The sequence below is a fragment of the Lacticaseibacillus kribbianus genome (genome assembly GCF_020180945.1).
In the GTDB taxonomy this organism is placed as follows: domain Bacteria; phylum Bacillota; class Bacilli; order Lactobacillales; family Lactobacillaceae; genus Lacticaseibacillus; species Lacticaseibacillus kribbianus.
Map to the genome: position 1 here is coordinate 21,988 of NZ_JAIPUL010000002.1, position 16,534 is coordinate 38,521.

14 protein-coding genes are annotated in these 16,534 nt (G+C 63.9%); 9 read left to right on the plus strand and 5 right to left on the minus strand.

Annotated features, from left to right (window positions below; genetic code table 11):
* Positions 1-60: 60 nt before the first annotated feature.
* From LE416_RS07445 to LE416_RS07485, 9 genes are all read left to right on the plus strand, one after another.
* Positions 61-468: a (deoxy)nucleoside triphosphate pyrophosphohydrolase gene (locus tag LE416_RS07445; protein ID WP_225047871.1), complete on the plus strand. Its 408-nt coding sequence runs from the start codon at positions 61-63 to the stop codon at positions 466-468.
* Positions 458-3,340, plus strand: a complete 2,883-nt coding sequence (locus LE416_RS07450; RefSeq protein WP_225047872.1) for a DEAD/DEAH box helicase — start codon at positions 458-460, stop codon at positions 3,338-3,340. The genes LE416_RS07445 and LE416_RS07450 overlap by 11 nt, the downstream gene beginning before the upstream one ends.
* Before the next feature lie 284 nt (positions 3,341-3,624).
* Positions 3,625-5,307: a hypothetical protein gene (locus tag LE416_RS07455; protein ID WP_225047873.1), complete on the plus strand. Its 1,683-nt coding sequence runs from the start codon at positions 3,625-3,627 to the stop codon at positions 5,305-5,307.
* Positions 5,308-5,339: 32 nt separating this feature from the next.
* Positions 5,340-5,690 (plus strand): MmcQ/YjbR family DNA-binding protein, encoded by a 351-nt coding sequence (locus tag LE416_RS07460; RefSeq protein ID WP_225047874.1) that lies wholly within the window; start codon positions 5,340-5,342, stop codon positions 5,688-5,690.
* 363 nt (positions 5,691-6,053) lie between these two features.
* The gene (locus tag LE416_RS07465) at positions 6,054-6,743 is read left to right on the plus strand and encodes a hypothetical protein (protein WP_225047875.1); all 690 of its coding nucleotides are present in this window, start codon (positions 6,054-6,056) and stop codon (positions 6,741-6,743) included.
* A gap of 197 nt (positions 6,744-6,940) precedes the next feature.
* Positions 6,941-7,609 (plus strand): deoxyribose-phosphate aldolase, encoded by a 669-nt coding sequence (gene deoC / locus LE416_RS07470; protein ID WP_225047876.1) that lies wholly within the window; start codon positions 6,941-6,943, stop codon positions 7,607-7,609.
* Positions 7,602-8,795: a phosphopentomutase gene (locus LE416_RS07475; protein ID WP_225047877.1), complete on the plus strand. Its 1,194-nt coding sequence runs from the start codon at positions 7,602-7,604 to the stop codon at positions 8,793-8,795. The genes deoC and LE416_RS07475 overlap by 8 nt, the downstream gene beginning before the upstream one ends.
* 202 nt (positions 8,796-8,997) lie before the next feature.
* A complete protein-coding gene (gene deoD / locus LE416_RS07480) occupies positions 8,998-9,705 on the plus strand; it encodes a purine-nucleoside phosphorylase (protein ID WP_225047878.1) in 708 nt (235 codons plus the stop codon).
* Positions 9,706-9,908: 203 nt separating this feature from the next.
* The gene (locus LE416_RS07485; protein ID WP_225047879.1) at positions 9,909-11,447 is read left to right on the plus strand and encodes a C40 family peptidase; all 1,539 of its coding nucleotides are present in this window, start codon (positions 9,909-9,911) and stop codon (positions 11,445-11,447) included.
* A gap of 66 nt (positions 11,448-11,513) precedes the next feature.
* Here the strand turns inward: LE416_RS07485 and LE416_RS07490 are convergent, their stop codons facing one another.
* The 5 genes from LE416_RS07490 to LE416_RS07510 form a co-directional block, all read right to left on the minus strand.
* On the minus strand, positions 11,514-11,747 hold the full coding sequence (locus LE416_RS07490; protein ID WP_225047880.1) for a hypothetical protein: 234 nt from the start codon (positions 11,745-11,747) through the stop codon (positions 11,514-11,516).
* A 54-nt stretch (positions 11,748-11,801) separates the two neighbouring features.
* Positions 11,802-12,230 (minus strand): hypothetical protein, encoded by a 429-nt coding sequence (locus LE416_RS07495; protein ID WP_225047881.1) that lies wholly within the window; start codon positions 12,228-12,230, stop codon positions 11,802-11,804.
* Between the two features lie 22 nt (positions 12,231-12,252).
* Positions 12,253-13,083, minus strand: a complete 831-nt coding sequence (locus tag LE416_RS07500) for a sce7725 family protein (RefSeq protein WP_225047882.1) — start codon at positions 13,081-13,083, stop codon at positions 12,253-12,255.
* Positions 13,080-13,766: a hypothetical protein gene (locus LE416_RS07505; protein ID WP_225047883.1), complete on the minus strand. Its 687-nt coding sequence runs from the start codon at positions 13,764-13,766 to the stop codon at positions 13,080-13,082. Before LE416_RS07505 ends, LE416_RS07500 begins: the two co-directional genes overlap by 4 nt.
* 237 nt (positions 13,767-14,003) lie before the next feature.
* Complete coding sequence (locus LE416_RS07510) at positions 14,004-16,364, minus strand: ATP-dependent DNA helicase (protein WP_225047884.1); 2,361 nt, start codon at positions 16,362-16,364, stop codon at positions 14,004-14,006.
* Between the last annotated feature and the right edge of the window lie 170 nt (positions 16,365-16,534).

The window sequence follows — 16,534 nt, forward strand, 5'->3', positions numbered from 1 at the left end:
CGCCGCCGTTCTTGTGATCTGGTACACTGAACGTAGCAAAGACGTTAAGGGGGAACCATCGTGAGTAAGATTCAGGTTGTTGGTGCCATCATCGTGAAGGATGGCAAACTGCTGGCCGCACAGCGCGCGGCCAACCGGGTGCTCGGCAGCATGTGGGAATTTCCCGGTGGCAAGATCGAGCCGGGCGAGGCGCCGGAAGCCGCGATGGCGCGCGAGCTGCGCGAGGAGTTCGGGGCTCAGGCCACGGTGTTCGAGAAATTCGCGATCGACGGCGTGGCCGAGCACACCTTTGGCGAGGTGGTGCTGCACTGCTATTACGTGCGGCTGGACAGCGAGATCACCAAGACCATCGCCCACGATGAGCTGCGCTGGGTGACGCCGGCGGAGGCCTTAGCCCTGACCTGGGCGCCAAGCGACGTCGCGGTGATCAAGGCGCTGGCCAAGACCGATTTTGCCTATGGATACTAGCCACGAGATCAACCGGGGGCTGCACTTCGGGTTCATCGACAACGCCACGCAGGCGCTGGCGCAGTACCAGCCGGCGCTGGTCACCAACCACAACAGCACGGTGCTGGACACGCTCGAGGAGGAGCTGCGCGGCGCCCGGCGGTTCACGATCGCCGTCGCCTTCGTGACCCTCGGCGGCCTGCTGGACATCAAGAGCACGCTGGCCGACATCGCGCTGCACGGCGTCAGCGGGCGGCTGATCACGTCCACCTACCTGTGCTTCAACCAGCCCGCCGTGTTCGAGGACCTGCTGCACATTCCCAACCTGGAGGTGCGTGTGCTCAACCAGGACGGGTTTCACACCAAGGCCTACTTTTTCGACCACGGCGACTACGAGAGCGTCCTGATCGGCAGCGCTAACCTGACGCAAAACGCGCTGAAGAAAAACTTCGAATGGAACCTGCGCGTCACGTCGACGCAGCGCGGGGATGTGGTGTGCGACGTCAAGGCGGGCCTCGACGACCTGTGGACGCAGGCCCAGCCGCTCACCGAAGACTGGATCGCGGCCTACCGCACGCGGTACCGGCCGGCTTTGCGGCCCGCCGCGGCGTTGCCGGTGGCTGCGCCGGGCAAAATCACGCCCAACGAGATGCAGCAACCGGCGCTTGCGGCCCTGCGCCAGCTGCGCGAGCAGGAGCACGCGCGGCGCGGGCTGGTGGTCGCGGCCACAGGCACGGGCAAAACCTACCTGGCGGCCTTTGACGTGCAGCAGGCGCGGCCAAAGCGCGTCTTGTTTGTGGTGCACCGCGAGCAGATCCTGCGCAAGGCGCTGACCAGCTTCCGCGAGGTGCTCGGCGGGCCCGAGGCCGACTACGGCATCCTGAGCGGCAGCCAGAAGCAGCTGGGCGCGCGGTACCTGTTCGCCACGGTGAACATGGCCGCCAAGCCCGAGATTCAGGCGCAGCTGGGGGCGGAAGCCTTTGACTACATCATCATCGACGAGGCACACCGGGTCAGCCAGCGCCAGGCGGGGGAGAAAGCCTCGATGTACCAGCGGCTGATGGCGTTTTTCCAGCCGAAGTTCATGCTGGGAATGACGGCGACGCCGGAGCGGACCGACGGCACGAACGTGTACGCCTACTTTGACTACCACCTGGCCTACGAGATCTCGCTTCTGGACGCGCTCGACCACGACCTGTTGGCACCTTTTCACTACATCGGCGTGACCGATTACGAAAAGGACGGGCAGGTGATCGACGACGCGACCGACCTGCGCTACCTGGTGTCCGACGAGCGGGTCAACTACCTGATCGCCAAGACCTACTACTACGGGCCGCGCGAAGGCGGCGTGCACGGGCTGATTTTTGTCAGCCGCGTCGAGGAGGGCCGCGAGCTGGCCAAGAAGCTGAACGCCCGGGGCATTCACGCCACGTTCGTCTCGGCGGTCGACACCGTTGAGACGCGCGAGGACGCGGTGCGGCGGCTGACGGCCGGTGAGCTGCAGTACATCCTGACCGTCGACATTTTCAACGAAGGCGTCGACATTCCGATCCTCAACCAGATTGTGATGATGCGGCCCACGAAGTCGAGCATCATCTTCCTGCAGCAGCTCGGGCGCGGCCTGCGCAAGCTGCCGGACAAGGAATCCGTGACCGTGCTGGACTTCATCGGCAACTACGACGAGAACTACATGATTCCGATGGCCTTCGACCGCTCGCACAGCAGCAACAAGGAGAAAATCCGCAAGCAGATCATCAGCCCAAGCCTCGCCGGGGTGTCGACGATTCACTTCGAGGAGATCGCGCGCAAGCGGGTCCTGGCGGCGGTATCGCGGGCCAAGCTCAACGACATGAAGCGGTTCGAGGCGGCCTACCGGAGCGTGAAGGACAAGATCGGTGACCGCGCCCCGATACTTTTGGACTTTGCCAAGCTTAGCAGCGTGGCGGTGCCGGACGTCGTCGCGAAGTTCAAGACGCTTTACGACATCCAGCGCAAGTACGAGAAGGTCGCGCCGGCGCCCCTCAGTGAGGCGGCGTACCAGCGGCTGCTTTTCCTCTCCAAGGAGGTGGCCGTGGCCAAGCGGCCGCTGGAGGCCTGGATCCTGCGCGCGCTGATCGAACACCGCGCGCTGAGCGACGCGACGATCGCGACCGCGATGACGGCGCAGGGGGTCTTCTGTGACGCGGAGACCCTGGCGAACGTCGCCAGTGTCCTGGATCTCAGCTACTTCATGGTGGCCAACCGCAAGAAGTACGGCGACGCCGCCCTGGTGGAACGCCGCGGTGACACGTGGCGGCTGGCCGCCGGATTCCAGGCGCAGCTTGAGGAGCCGGCGTTTCGCGCCTACGTCCTCGATGCGCTGGCGGTCAACCTCTGGGAGCTGCGCCACGACGGCCTGAGTCACCGCGAGCGCTTCACGATCGGCGAGAAGTACTACCGCGCCGATGTGATCAAGCTGCTGGACTGGCAGAAGGAGCAGAACGGGCAGAACGTCGGCGGCTACATTTTGCGCCCGGACGGCCGGTTCCTGCCGACCTTCATCGCGCTGGAGAAAACGGACCAGTTCCAAAACAAGATGGCCTACGAGGACGCGTTCTTGGACCGCTCCACGATGCGCTGGTTCTCCAAGAGCGGCCGCTCGACGACCAGCAACACCGAGGCCCAGGTCATCGCGCACCAGGGTTTTGGCATGATCCAGCTGTTCGTCAAGAAGTCGGACGACGATAAGAAGGAAGGCAACGACTTCTACTACCTCGGCTCAGCGGAGGTGCTGAGCGCAACGGACACGGTGCGGCACAACGTGGATCAGCAGGAGACCAAGCTGATCGAGTTCACGCTGCGGCTGGAGCACGAGGTCGACCTCAGTCTGTACCGGGCGCTGACAGAAGGGTAAACGTTAGAACTTGAAGCGGTGCGGTTATCGTGAGGCCGCGCAGCGCTATCGACATACTGAACGGCAATCACGGCGCAGCGCATCCATCTGATGCGCTGTTTTTTGCTTGCCTGGCATAACCTTGCAAATGGGCGACGATCGCAGACGTTGTATTCTGAATTTATGGAACCGCTATATATCTTTCGTGTAACCCCGATTCAAAGGATTATTTTTCCGCAACCGTTCATTTTCATCTTCCTTTTCTGCTATACTCAACCCATCGAAGCAAACTGGGGGATTCGATTATGGGGAAGAAGCCGAACTACACGCTAAAGGCGCGCAGTCAGTGGTGGGAGAGTGTGACGTCCGAGGTGACGACGGAGCGCGCGAAGCCGAAACCGAAGCCGACGCCGGCGCGAAAGCCCAAGGCGGTGGTCACCAAGCATCAGGCGAAGACCAAGCCGACCGCGCCGGCACGGCCGACGCACGTCATTGTGCGCCCGGCGTCAAGCGGGCTGAAGGTCTACGCGCTGGGCGATGATGAGCGGTCGGACATCATGCTGACCATGAACAAGGCGCAGCTGAAGGTGCTCGAGAAGTACACGATGCTGAAGATCCGCTCAACCTTTCACACCAACCGCTACCTCGAGAACACGGACTGGGCCTTCTACGGACTGCGCATCGACTACGGGTATCAGCGCTCCGACTGGACGGGGCATCACCGCCGGGAGGAGCTGCACTGCGACTGCGGCCGGCGCATCAAGTTTCAGTATGAGATTCGCTCGGTGAAAACGGGTAAGAAGCACTACCTCGGCATCAAGCACTTCTGTGACCACCTCGGGATTCCCCAGTCGGTCGCCAACGAGATCAAAAACGGCGTCAACAAAATCAACATCTATCAGGACGAAATCCTGGTGTTGTGGCGCAGGGGCGTTCGGTTCCCCGATGCGCTGTACCAGCGGGCGCTGCGGCTTGGCGTTTTGGACGATGGCAAGAGTGCCAAGCTTGCCCAGCGCTGTGCCGACTACGGCGAGGTCGACCTGCCGCTGTTTCACAACGACCAGGCGGCGCTGGAGCGGCTGGTCAGCCAGCGGGAATCTGAGCTATTTGCCGAGCAAAACCAGCTCCAGCGCGCGGTGCGGCAGGTCCACGACCAGATGTACGGGACGCCCCACCAGGCGTCCGTCACAAGCGGCGGGGCGCAGGCGGCGGAGAAGGACCTGCGGCGGCCGGCCGGGGAGTCAACGCCGGGGGCGAAACGGGCGTACCGCGATGCCGGGCCGGCGTTCAGGCCGGAATCAGCGGCCGAGCACGGCGGCGCAACGTCCCATCGTGAAGCGGCGCCGGTGTGGCGCGGCACACCGCTGATGGCGGGGCAGGTGAACCTGGTCTCGGCGGTATCGCTGACCGCGACGCCGACGGATGTTTACGAGCGGCTGGTGGTGACGCAAAACGCGATCAATCGCGATCTGCTCGGGCTGATGGGGCGCACGGAGTTCGGCAAGTGGCTGCCCGACCTGGTGGAAAGCGTGATCGAGCCGACCAACGCGCTGCGCAGCCAGCGGCTGTGGCCGGGTTTCCCCGCGAAGGTGCAGAAGCGGCTTGATGCGGTGCTGGCAAAAATTGCTCGGCTGACCGCCTTGTCCGCGGCTGACCTGGCGGAGGTGGCCGCGACCAAGAAGGAGCAGTCGGTACGCAACGTCACGCCGCCGCGCACCGTGCTAAAGCAGCCAGCGGCAGGAAAGAAAGTGCGTGCCGCCGCACCTGAGCGGGTGACGCCGGCGGTTGTCGCACAGCGGCTGGCGCGGCTTCGCCGTCTGAAGTCATTTTTGGAGGCGAAGGCCCGATCCGGCCAGCCGGCGGGGACCAAGGCGGTGCGGCACCGAATTCGCAAGAAACTCGCCCTGGCCGAGCAGTACGCTGGCTCGGCGTCGCCGGGCTTCGAGAACCTAATGACACAGCTGGGTCAGGAAATCCGTGACCTGTGACCAAGGCGTATAATGACCTCGGAGGTGTTACCATGACCCGAGACGACTTCATTCAGTACTGCAAGGACCACTACCCGGCCGTCGTCGACCGGCCGTTCATGAAGTTTCCCGATTACGTCGCGCTGCGGCACCCGGACGGCAAGTGGTTCGCCGTGGTGATGAACGTGCCGGCGGCCAAAATGGGCCTGCTGGGCGACGGCGAGCTCGACATCGTGGACCTGAAGTGCGACCCGGAGCTCAACTCAATCCTGCAGGCGCAGCCGAACTTTCGGCCCGGCTACCACATGAACAAGGCCCACTGGCTGACGGCGCTGCTGCCGGCATTCAAGTCCGCGGAGGAGCTCGGGGAGCTGATCGACGGGAGCTACGAGGCGACGCGGTAGGGCTGCAGGATGTGGCGGCGACTCAGCGACAAACAGGTGAGACGAGACTGTTCGCATTACGGGAACTGTCTCGTCTTTTTGCTGTAGTCGGCGGATTTATTTTGAACACGAGAGGTAAGGCAGTGCATCTAGTTTATTGCCAGACTAAGTGCTTTTATTACACGCTGGTATGGCGATGGCAGAATGCATTTCGTGCACAACTCGCGAGGACGAGCTGTGGCAGTGCCGGCGCCTAAGCCCTACGACCTGAAATGTGGTCTGCGGTATCGAAAAGTTTTGTGGAAAGTAGTAAATTTTAATCGGTGTCAACGATGAAGGTCGATTAGCAATTAGAGCACATGTTGCAAGAATGGAGAAATCGGATTGAAGAAGAATCGAAGCAGAACTCAAGGATTGGACGAGTTAGAACGTTCGAACCAACGCCGGATACATTCACTTAGCAAGCGGAATTCAGCAGATACCGCAATAACGGCTCCAAGAGTGGCTTTTACTGATAGACAGCGGACGGCCATTTTATTTGAAATGTCGAAATCTCAGCGCGATACATACGAAGAGCATCTACAGCTAAGTGTCTCAGACCGTGTGATGAATCTAGTTTTTTCCGAGGCACCTGAATGGCGATTTATTGGTGTCCGTGTCGACTTAGGCTGGCAATTTAGAAAGTCAGACCCTGAGCTTTTGGAAAATTTACGCTGTGTGTGCGGTCGGCAGTTGCGCTACCAGTATAATCTTGTGGGAGCGACGGATTCTGGACGACATATGAACCTAGGATCGAGTCATTTTATGCAACATCTGGAAATTCCTGAAGCTGTTGCACGTGAAGTGTTTGAAGAATTCAATCAGGTTCAACATGATATGGATGACATGGTGCTCCAATATAGTCTTGGGGAGAAATTTCCAACCAATTACGGAATGAAGGACTTCGCATTATCATCAGAATTCGCACAGGAGCAATCGATAGCGGCCAGACGTATACATGATTTTGCAGCAGTGGATCTTCCACTGACTAGGGGAGATGTATTGAGACTGAAAGGATTCATGCGTAATAGATAGGAACCACGGGCTTGTGCCGTGTAAAGATTCCGTGACGTGATGGATGTAAATGACCAGTCGAAAAGCGGTGGAACCTAGATGAATCTTACGCTGTGTGATGAGTTTGCAACCCCGCCTAAGCGTTTTCAGCACACCGCCGCCCGATGATGGTAGAATAGGTTTAGTGCCCCGCACGCGGGGATGAGGGAGGAATCGGCATGGATAAGCCATTAGCGAAGTACATCGACCACACGCTGCTCAAGCCCGAGGCGACGCAGGAGCAGGTCGCGCAGATTCTCGACGAGGCCAAGGCGTACGGGTTCGCCAGCGTCTGCATCAACCCGTACTGGGTGCCGCTGGCGGCCGCGACGCTGGCGGGGTCGGGCGTCAACGTCTGCACGGTCATCGGCTTCCCGCTGGGGGCCAACGCGACGGCCATCAAGGCGGCCGAGGCGATGCAGGCGATCGAGGCCGGCGCGACGGAGGTCGACATGGTGATCAACATCGGCGAGCTGCGCGCCGGCCACGATGACGCGGTTCAGCAGGACATCGCGGCGGTCGCCGCCGCGGCGCACGCCGGCCACGCCCTGCTCAAGGTGATCATCGAGTGCGTGCTGCTGACGGACGCGCAAAAAGTGCGGGCCTGCGAACTCAGCGAGCAGGCCGGGGCGGACTATGTCAAAACGTCCACGGGCTTTGCGGGCGGCGGCGCGACGGTGCCCGACGTGGCGCTGATGCGCAAGACGGTCGGCGACCGGCTGGGCGTCAAGGCGGCCGGCGGGATTCACACGCTGGCGGACGCAACGGCGTTGATTGAAGCCGGGGCCAGCCGCCTGGGCGCAAGCGCCGGGGTGGCCATCATGAAGGAGGCGCAAGCGGATGCCTGAGTTCAAGCGCGTCATCGCAATCGTCACGGATTCGATCGGCATCGGCGCGGCGCCGGACGCCGCGAAGTACCAGGACGCCGGGGCCGACACCTTGGGGCACATCGGGGACCATTTTGACGGCCAGCTGCGCCTGCCGAACTGGCAGCGGCTGGGGCTGGGCAACATCGCTCGGCCGCGGCCGATTCCCGGCGTCGGGCCGGTGGCCAAGCCGATCGGCTACTTCGGCAAAATGTACGAGGTGTCGGCCGGCAAGGACAGCATGGACGGCCACTGGGAGATGATGGGGCTGCCGGTGCTGGAGCCGCTCGGCTTCTTCCCGCATGGTTTTCCCCGTGATTTAATCGAAAAGATCGAGGCCTTCTCTAATCGCAAGGTGATCGTCAACCTGCCGTACTCGGGCACGGAGGTCATCGCCAAGTACGGTGAGCAGCAGCTGGCGACCGGCGACCTGATCGTCTACACCAGCGGCGACTCGGTGCTGCAGATCGCGGCCAACACGGCGGTGATTCCGCTTGAGGAGCTGTATCGCATCTGCGAATACGCCCGCAGCATCACCACGGACCAGCCGTACCGCATCGGCCGGGTGATCGCGCGGCCTTACGTCGGCGAGACGGCGGCGACCTTCACGCGCACCAGCGACCGCCACGACTACGCGCTGATGCCCAACGCGCCGACCGACCTCGACCGGCTGCAGGCCGCGGGCGTTGCGACGTACGGCGTCGGCAAGATCAACGACATTTTCTCCGGCCAGGGGCTGGACGACGGCGTCCACACGGTCTCCAACGCGGACGGCATGGTCAAAACGATCGAGGCGGTGCAAAGCGAGCGCACCGGCTTCATCTTCACCAACCTGGTCGACTTCGACGCGATGTACGGCCATCGGCGCAACGCGCAGGGCGACGGCGAGGCGCTTCAGGCGTTCGACGCGCAGCTGGGCGAGCTGATAACCGCGATGGCCCCGGACGACCTGCTTTTGATCACGTCCGACCACGGCAACGACCCAGGCTACACGGGCACGGACCACACGCGCGAGTACGTGCCGCTGATCGCGTACAGCAAGGCGCTGCCGGGCGGCGGTGACCTCGGCGTCCGCTCGCCGTTCGCCGACCTTGGCGCGACGGTCCTGGCCAACTTCGGCGTCGCCGGCAACGGCGTCGGCGCGTCGTTCCTCGGGCTGCTGAAGTAGGGGCCGGACCGGGCGGCGGCCTCCGGCTCCGGGATTCGGCGGCGGCCGTTTTGTGCCTCCGCCTGAAACCGTGGAGAGGCGAGGCTGCCGTCACCACGACCGCCCCAGCCCACGCCCTGTGTTTCACATGAAACAACCGCCACCCGTTTTCATTTCCATTCAATAGGTAAACTTTCGTCGATCCAGCTAAGGAGGCGTTACTATGAGTACCCACATTGAGGCCCAGCCCGGCGCCATCGCCGATGTCGTGCTGCTGCCCGGCGACCCGCTGCGCGCGCAGTACATCGCGGAGCACTACTTCGACCAGCCCGAGCGCTACAACACCGTGCGCAACGCGTTCGGCTACACCGGCACCTACCAGGGGCGGCGCGTGTCCGTCCAGGCGACGGGGATGGGCATTCCGTCCATCGGCATCTACGCCACGGAGCTGATCCAGGACTACGGCGTGCAGACGCTGATCCGCGTCGGCACCACCGGCGGCCTGGCGCCGGACGTCCACGTCCGCGACCTGGTGCTGGCGCAGGGCGCAAGCACCGACTCCAGCATCATCCTCAACACGTTCGGTGCCGGCATCTACTACAGCCCGCTGGCGGACTTCGGCCTGCTGCGGCTGGCGGATCAGCTGGCGGAAGACGCGGGCCAAAAGGTTCACGTTGGGAACGTTTTGGGCGAGGACCGCTTCTACAACGACGAGATCGACCGCACGAAGCTTTGCGACTACGGTGTTCTGGCCTCCGAGATGGAGACGCCGGCGCTGTACCTGCTGGCGGCCAAGTACCACCGCCGCGCGCTGTCGATCCTGACGGTGTCCAACCACCTGGTGACGGGCGAGGAGACGACGGCGGAGGAGCGCCAGACCAGCTTCGACGACATGATTCGCCTGGCGCTGGCGGTAGCCAAAAAGGTGTAACATAAATGTCAAAAAGCGGCCGTGAACGGGTCAAAAGCCCGCCACGTCCGCTTTCTTCGGCGTTTTTCACTGTCACGACGCCGGTGCGAACACCCTTTCTGGTGCAAAGGGTTACTCAACGTGGTAATCTTTAAGTAACTCTTACGAAATACTAAAGAACTGACGAAATAATTAAGCACCAACAATGGGAGGACTCACAGCGTATGGGAAAGACAACTAAAGCACTCGCGTTAACAGCAGGGATCGCCGGTGCTGCCGGGCTTGCCGCGCTTGCCACCACTCCGGACCAGGTGAGCGCGTCGACTGGCACGGTCACGTACCAAGACGGCGCCACCACTGTTTGGCAGACGCCGGCCTTCAGCCAGGCCAAGCGTTACGTGCTTTACAACCAGCAGATTGAGATCAAGGGCCAAAAGACCGTCAACGGCACGACCTGGTACCAGATCGGCGCCAACGAGTGGATCCCAGAGGTTTACTTGAGTGTCTCCGGTGCGACCAACACCACCGCTGCGCCTGCCGCAACGGCGACCACGGCCGTCAAGACCGGCACCAGCCAGCCGGGCAGCTTCAACCTGACCGTCACCTACACGGCCGGCGCGACCACCGTCTGGGGCGGCCCAAGCTACACCGCTCCGACCGGCCGCTACCTGACTGCGGGCCAGACCGTCAAGGCCGTGGCCAAAACCACCAGCGGCGGCGAGGTATGGTACCGCCTGAGCAACGGCGGCTACGTGCCGGCCCGCTTCGCGAGTGCCAACGGCGCGGCAGCCGCAACGACGACCACGCCGGCCAAGGCCGCAACGCCTGCAAAGACGACGACGCCGGCCAAGACCACCACGACCCCGGCCGCAACGACAACGACGCCAGCGAAGACGACCACGACGGCCAAGACCGAAACCCCGGCGGCAACGACCACGACGCCGGCTAAGACCGAAACCCCGGCGGCAACGGCCACGACGCCGGCCAAGACCGAAACGCCGGCCGCAACGACCACGACGCCGGCCCAGCCGTCCACGCCCGCCAAGGACACGACGACCCCGGCTAAGACCGAAACCCCGACCACGCCGGTCACCGCGGGCAGCTACACGCTGACCGTGGCCAACTCCGGCAGCGTTGTCACCGTCTGGACCACCGCCGCCTACACCAAGGCCAACGGCACGTACCTCGCCGACGGTCAGACCGTTAAGGCCAACGGCAAGACCACGGTCGGCGGCGAGGTTTGGTACCGCCTGACCAGCGGCGGCTTCATCCCGGCCCGCTTCACCAAGACCGGCACGACCGCCACGACGCCGGCCCAGCCGTCCACACCCGCCAAGGACACGACGACCCCGACGACACCAACCACCCCGGCTAAGCCGACCACGCCGACCGTTTCCCGCTCGGCCAAGATCGAGGCGATTATCAAGCTCGCCCGTCAGCAGATCGGCAAGCCTTACGCCTGGGGCTCCAAGGGGCCTTCCAGCTTCGATTGCTCCGGCCTGATGTACTACGTCTTCAAGAACGCGGCCGGCATCACGCTGGGCGGCTACACCGGCTCCCAGCAGTACAACGGCACCCGTGTCTCCGTGGCCAACGCGCAGCGCGGCGACCTGATTTTCTGGGCAACCGCCGGCACGCCTTACCACGTGGCGCTGTACCTCGGCAACGGCCAGTACATCCACTCCCCGCAGCCGGGCGAAACCGTCACGACGGCGGCAATCTCCACGTACTTCGCCCCGTCCTTCGCGGTTCGCGTCTTCTAATCATTCAGATAAAAAGCAACCCGCGCACTCGATAAAAAAATCGAGTGCGCGGGTTTTTGCGTCGCGTCAGCCGCGCCAGCACCGGACCGCGCCTCGGAAGCAGGCGCCGGCACCGGCCAATGTGATCACAACCACGGCGGCCGCCGCGGCGACCAGCTGCCACTCGGCGCTGGCGTAAAGACTGAGCCAGAGCAGCGCCACGGCGGCCATGACGGCCATCATCAGTAGTAAGACGGCCAGCGCAACCAGAACTAGGCAGGCGTACAGTTGACCGGTGGTGTGCGAGTTTTTTCCTTGCATAGTGGTATTCCTCCTAGCTAAAGGATCCGTCCCGAATTGCGTTTTGCCTCGGAGTTATTCCCCATGGTGCTGTCTCCAGCCGCCGCGGTTGATCCTGTCTTTCTCATGATCCGAGTAGTACGCCGCTGCGGCGTCGTACAGCGAAACGATGACGTCCGGCGGCCGATGATAAATGACCTCTTCAATGTACAACGTCAAAGCCGCGTTGCGTATCCTGCCTGCGGTGAAAGGGGACTCGGGGGTTAACTGATTGTTGTGTAGCTTGAACTGTAAGTAACACCAAAGATGAAACTTCTGGGACTGGTTGCCATGATTGAAAATGTCGGCCATGATGAGCCAGTCGCGTCTGCGGCCAACACCGGGATTGGTGCGGATGCGCTGGTCTTGGCGGCCCTCCTCGTAGTTGGCAAATAGCTTCTTGGAGGCGTCGGTGTCATCTGGGGCAGTTTTAAGAATATCGAGCACTTCATGAATCGTCGGCATTGCGCTGTCTCCTTTTAGGTTTTTAGGCCTCCAGCCACCGCCCCATCACGGTCATGAAGTGCGACAGCTGCAGCCGCCGCACCGTGCCGAGGCCGGGGAAGTGCCGGGTGGCGTAGAGTTCGAGCAGCTCGGCCGTCGCCGGCGTGGCCGCCTGCGGGTGCGCGGCCAGCCACGGGCCGAGCGGCGCCAGGGCCTCGAGGAATTTTGCCCCCGGGTTCTGGTAGTCGGCGTTGTTGACCGAGGTGAAGTGGCGCAGGTACAGCATGCCGTTCTCGGCGTACAGCAGGTGCAACGCGACGGCGCGCTGCGGGTATCCCGTTTCCGAATACCAGTGCGTGCTCAGCGGGTAGTCGGCGAAGCCCGCGCCCGAAAGCGTCGCCTTGGGGTACTGGTAAAAATCGCGCTGGAGCCGGTAGTAGTCCTCGGTCGCCGCGCGGGTCGGGTAGTGGTCGCTCAAATAAATGGCCTGCGGGTGGCCGGCCGCGCGAAACCGGGCGGCGTCGGGCACCACCACCCGCTGGGCCTTGTCAAGCGCCGCCAGCTGCGCGGTGGTCGCCGCAATCACCAGGGACGCGGGCTGCGCGTCGAAGTACCGGGCCGCCTGCACCCAGGGCCCGTCGAAGGCGACGCGGTGGCGCGGCGCCTCCAGCAGCCCGTACGTGCCGACCTGGGGATTTTGGATGACGTAGAGCGGATGGCGGGCCTGGGCGAAGGCCTTGGCCACCCGCGGCAGCGCGGGCAGGTCCTTGACCGGCTCGATGATCGGCACGATGTCAGGCGACAGCGTTTTGGCCAGGCCGGCCAGCGCGAGCAGGTCGAACTGGCGGCCGCGAATCAGCGGGTAGTAGATCATGCGCCCGCCGCCTTCAGCTTGGCTTCGGCCAGCTCCGCGGCCAGCGCGTCGACCTCCTCTTGAAGCGTGGCGACGGTGGTGTCCGTCAGCTCGCCGAGGAAGCGGTCGTAGAGGTTAGCCGCCGGGTCGTACACCGCGTAGTCGGCGCCGCGGCGGCGCAGCTCGCGCATCAGCTCCTCGTCGGAAAAGGCGCGGGGGCCGCGGGCGGCGCGCTTGGCCTTTTGGACCTCGCGGTTGAGGCTGGCGATGAAGCGGTCGGTCAGCGCGTCTTCCGGCACCTGCAGCTCCTGGCGGGTCGGCTTGCGCGCCACCGTCAGGACCCCGGGCGCGGCCGGCGGCAGCAGCGACGCGGCGATCAGCTTGGGCGCGTAGGCCGTGTAGGTCATCACGCCGATGCCGGCCGGAATTTCGTCTGCGAGCTGCTGGTACAGTTTTGCCGGCAGCACGAAGTAGTTGTAGTGGCCGACGAAGCTCAAGGCGGCGCTGGAGTGAAAATCGGCCTTGGTGACCTTGAGCTCGAAGCAGCGCCAAGTGGTGCCGGTCGCGTCCTGCTGGCGGACCAGGGTGTCGACGATGCCCTGGTTGTCGGGCATGGTGACCTCCTCGACGGCGGTGGCGCCGAGCTCCTCCCAGTAGGCGTAAAGCGTGCGCTCGAGGTCGAGCGTCAGAGCAGTCTTGGACATTCAGGGGCCTCCTTTCGGTGAGGGTGGAACGGGACGGGCTCCGGCGCGTCCGGGCCTCCGTCCTACATCGTGGGTGACTCACAGCGAGTGGTGGATGAGAGTCGGGCCGCAACTTTGGGGCTGGATGGATTGACTAGGTAGCGGGCTGTGTGTGCCGGTTGATTGATGGGTGCCCGGTCCGCCGCCCCGGCCTACGCCTTCAGCGCCACCACGGCCTAGCGGGAACCCGGCCAACACCTACTCGTGCCCCGCCCAGAACGCGGTCAGCTGGCCGGCCAGGTCGTCGATGCCGTAAGACACGGTCGCGTGCGCCCAGTGCGGCGGGAAGAGCGGGGCGTACCTGGGGCCGGCGAAGCGGCTGTCGAGCAGCAGAATCACGCCGATGTCGTGCGCGCCGCGGATCACGCGGCCCCCGGCCTGCAGCACGTTGTTGAAGCCGGGCAGCTGGTAGGCGTAGGCGAAGCCGTCCTTGCCCTGGGCGTTGAAGTAGTCGCGCAGCCGGTCGGTTTCCGGGTTCAGCCCCGGCAGGCCGACGGTGACCACCGCCGCGCCGACCAGCGCGGTCCCGCCTAGGTCGATGCCCTCGGCAAAAATGCCCCCGAGCACCGCGAAGCCGACCACGGGGCTGGCGTCGTCCGTGAAGCGGGCGATGAAGGCCGCGCGGGCGGCCGCGTCCATGCCGGGTTTTTGGGCGATGACGGCCAGCGCCGGCGCCGCGGCCTTGAAGGCGGCCAAAACGGTCGCCTGGTAGCTGTGCGACGGCAGAAACACCAGGTAGTGGCCGGGCTTGGCGGTGACCATCAAAAGCAGGCTGGCAATCAGGTCCGGCAGAGACGACTCGCGGTTGCGGTAGGTCGGCGTGATGTTTTGGGTGACGACGACTTTCAGGTTGGCCTTGGGAAATGGCGAGGTCAGGCGGTAGGCGAGGCTGTCTTCCTGGCCGCCCAGCAGGTCCTGGTAGTAGTCCAGGGGCGACAGGGTGGCGGAGAACAGCACGGCACCGCGGCCTTTTTCCAGGCAGTTGGCGACGAACTCGCTGGGATCCAGGCACAGCTGCTTGACCGTGATGGTGCCGCCGTCGATGGCGATCTCGGTTTCGTAGGCCGCGTTGTAGAGGTCGGCGATGCGCAGGTAGCTGGTGACGTTGAAAAACACCGGCAGCACCAGCTCCACCAGCGCCTCGTCGCGGGTGTCGGGCGGCTGGCTCAGCCAGTCGTGCACCGAGCTCGCCAGGCGGTCCAAGGCGCCGGCGAGGTCGTCCAGTGGGTCCTTCTGGAAGGTCAGCGGGGTCTGGCCGACGCTGACGGCGACGGCGTCGAAGGCGGTGATGGCGCGCGTCAGGTCGCCCTTGACGCCGGTCAGCCCCAGGCCGCGCTTAGGTTTCAGGGCGGCGCTCAGGGTGACCAGCTCGTGGTCGGTAAGTGATGCACTATACATGCTGCGGGCGCGGTCGACCAGGTTGTGCGCCTCGTCGACCAGGAAGAAGTTGTCCGGGTCCGGGCCGGCGAAGAAGCGCTGCAGGAACACCGCGGGGTCGAACAGGTAGTTGTAGTCGCAGATGATGACGTCGCAAAACAGGCTGGCGTCCAGCGAGAACTCGAAGGGGTCGACCGTGTGCTTGCGGGCGTAGCGCTCGATCACCTCGCGGGTCAGCGCCGCCTCGTGGCCCAGCATGTCCTTGAGCGCCGGTTTGAGCCGGTCGTAGTAGCCGATCATGTACGGGTTTTGCGTCGCGTCGTCCGGCTCGTCTTCGAAGCGGATCACGTCCTTGGCCGTCAGGGTGATCGACTTGGCGTCAAGCCCCTGCGCCGTCATCAGCGCCATCGCCTGCTCGGCCACGCGCCGCGTGCTCTGCTTGGCCGTCAGGTAGAACGCGCGCTGAATCAGCCCGGCGCCCATCGCCTGAATCGTGGGGAAAAGCGTCGAGATCGTTTTGCCCGTGCCGGTCGGGGCCTCGACGAACAGCCGCGTCTTGGCCGCGATGGTCTTGTACACCGCCACGGCGAGCTCGCGCTGCCCCTTGCGGTAGGCGCCGAAGGGGAAGGGCAGGCCCTTGATCGACGCGTCGCGCGCGGTCACGATGTCCGAGCGCATCCGCAGCCAGTCGGCCCACTCGGCGATCAGGTCGTCGAAAAACAGCGCGAGGTCCGCGGCGGACTGCTCCTCGCTGAACCGCGACACCTCGTCGGTCGCGGTCTGGTAGTAGATCAGGTCCAGCTGCACCTTGTCCCAGTCGCGGTCCTGGCAGAGAAAATGGCCGTAGATGCGCGCCTGCGCCCAGTAGCGGTCCTTGGTGTTCTGGGTGACGTCGGCCCAGTCGCGTGCGGAGGTCTTGATCTCCTCGATCACGGGCGTCGCGTTTGCGGTGTCGACGCCGTCTGCGCGCCCGTCGATGGTGTAGGACTCGCCGTTGACCTCAACGTCTCGGGTCAGGTACACCTCTTTTTCGTAATCTTCCTTGTGCGCGGCCTGGAGGCGCCGGTGAATCTGGCTGCCGAGCTGCGCGGTGTTGTTCGAGTTCGTCGTCGCGGGGTCGAGGTCCCCGGTGCGCACGGTGAGTTCGACGAGCTCACGGATGCCGATGCGATGGTCAGTCATGTGACGCCTCCTTTCTGTGAGAGGGTGGAACGAGGCGGCCCGCGTTGCCTCGTGGAACCCGTTTGGAGAGGGTGGAAAAGCGCGGGCTTAGCTGGGCGAACCGGCGTTGCGCTTTGTAACCCGTTTGGTGGAACGAGGCCGCGGCCTGCGGCGTAGGCTCCGGGACCGGG

What these genes read in the sequence shown, in the direction of transcription:
- deoC (WP_225047876.1), top strand. Translation starts at nt 6,941, where the DNA reads ATGGATAAGCCATTAGCGAAGTACATCGACCACACGCTGCTCAAGCCC.
- LE416_RS07455 (WP_225047873.1), top strand. Translation starts at nt 3,625, where the DNA reads ATGGGGAAGAAGCCGAACTACACGCTAAAGGCGCGCAGTCAGTGGTGG.
- LE416_RS07460 (WP_225047874.1), top strand. Translation starts at nt 5,340, where the DNA reads ATGACCCGAGACGACTTCATTCAGTACTGCAAGGACCACTACCCGGCC.
- LE416_RS07495 (WP_225047881.1), bottom strand. Translation starts at nt 12,230, where the DNA reads ATGCCGACGATTCATGAAGTGCTCGATATTCTTAAAACTGCCCCAGAT.
- LE416_RS07490 (WP_225047880.1), bottom strand. Translation starts at nt 11,747, where the DNA reads ATGCAAGGAAAAAACTCGCACACCACCGGTCAACTGTACGCCTGCCTA.
- LE416_RS07485 (WP_225047879.1), top strand. Translation starts at nt 9,909, where the DNA reads ATGGGAAAGACAACTAAAGCACTCGCGTTAACAGCAGGGATCGCCGGT.
- LE416_RS07450 (WP_225047872.1), top strand. Translation starts at nt 458, where the DNA reads ATGGATACTAGCCACGAGATCAACCGGGGGCTGCACTTCGGGTTCATC.
- LE416_RS07510 (WP_225047884.1), bottom strand. Translation starts at nt 16,364, where the DNA reads ATGACTGACCATCGCATCGGCATCCGTGAGCTCGTCGAACTCACCGTG.
- LE416_RS07505 (WP_225047883.1), bottom strand. Translation starts at nt 13,766, where the DNA reads ATGTCCAAGACTGCTCTGACGCTCGACCTCGAGCGCACGCTTTACGCC.
- LE416_RS07475 (WP_225047877.1), top strand. Translation starts at nt 7,602, where the DNA reads ATGCCTGAGTTCAAGCGCGTCATCGCAATCGTCACGGATTCGATCGGC.
- deoD (WP_225047878.1), top strand. Translation starts at nt 8,998, where the DNA reads ATGAGTACCCACATTGAGGCCCAGCCCGGCGCCATCGCCGATGTCGTG.
- LE416_RS07500 (WP_225047882.1), bottom strand. Translation starts at nt 13,083, where the DNA reads ATGATCTACTACCCGCTGATTCGCGGCCGCCAGTTCGACCTGCTCGCG.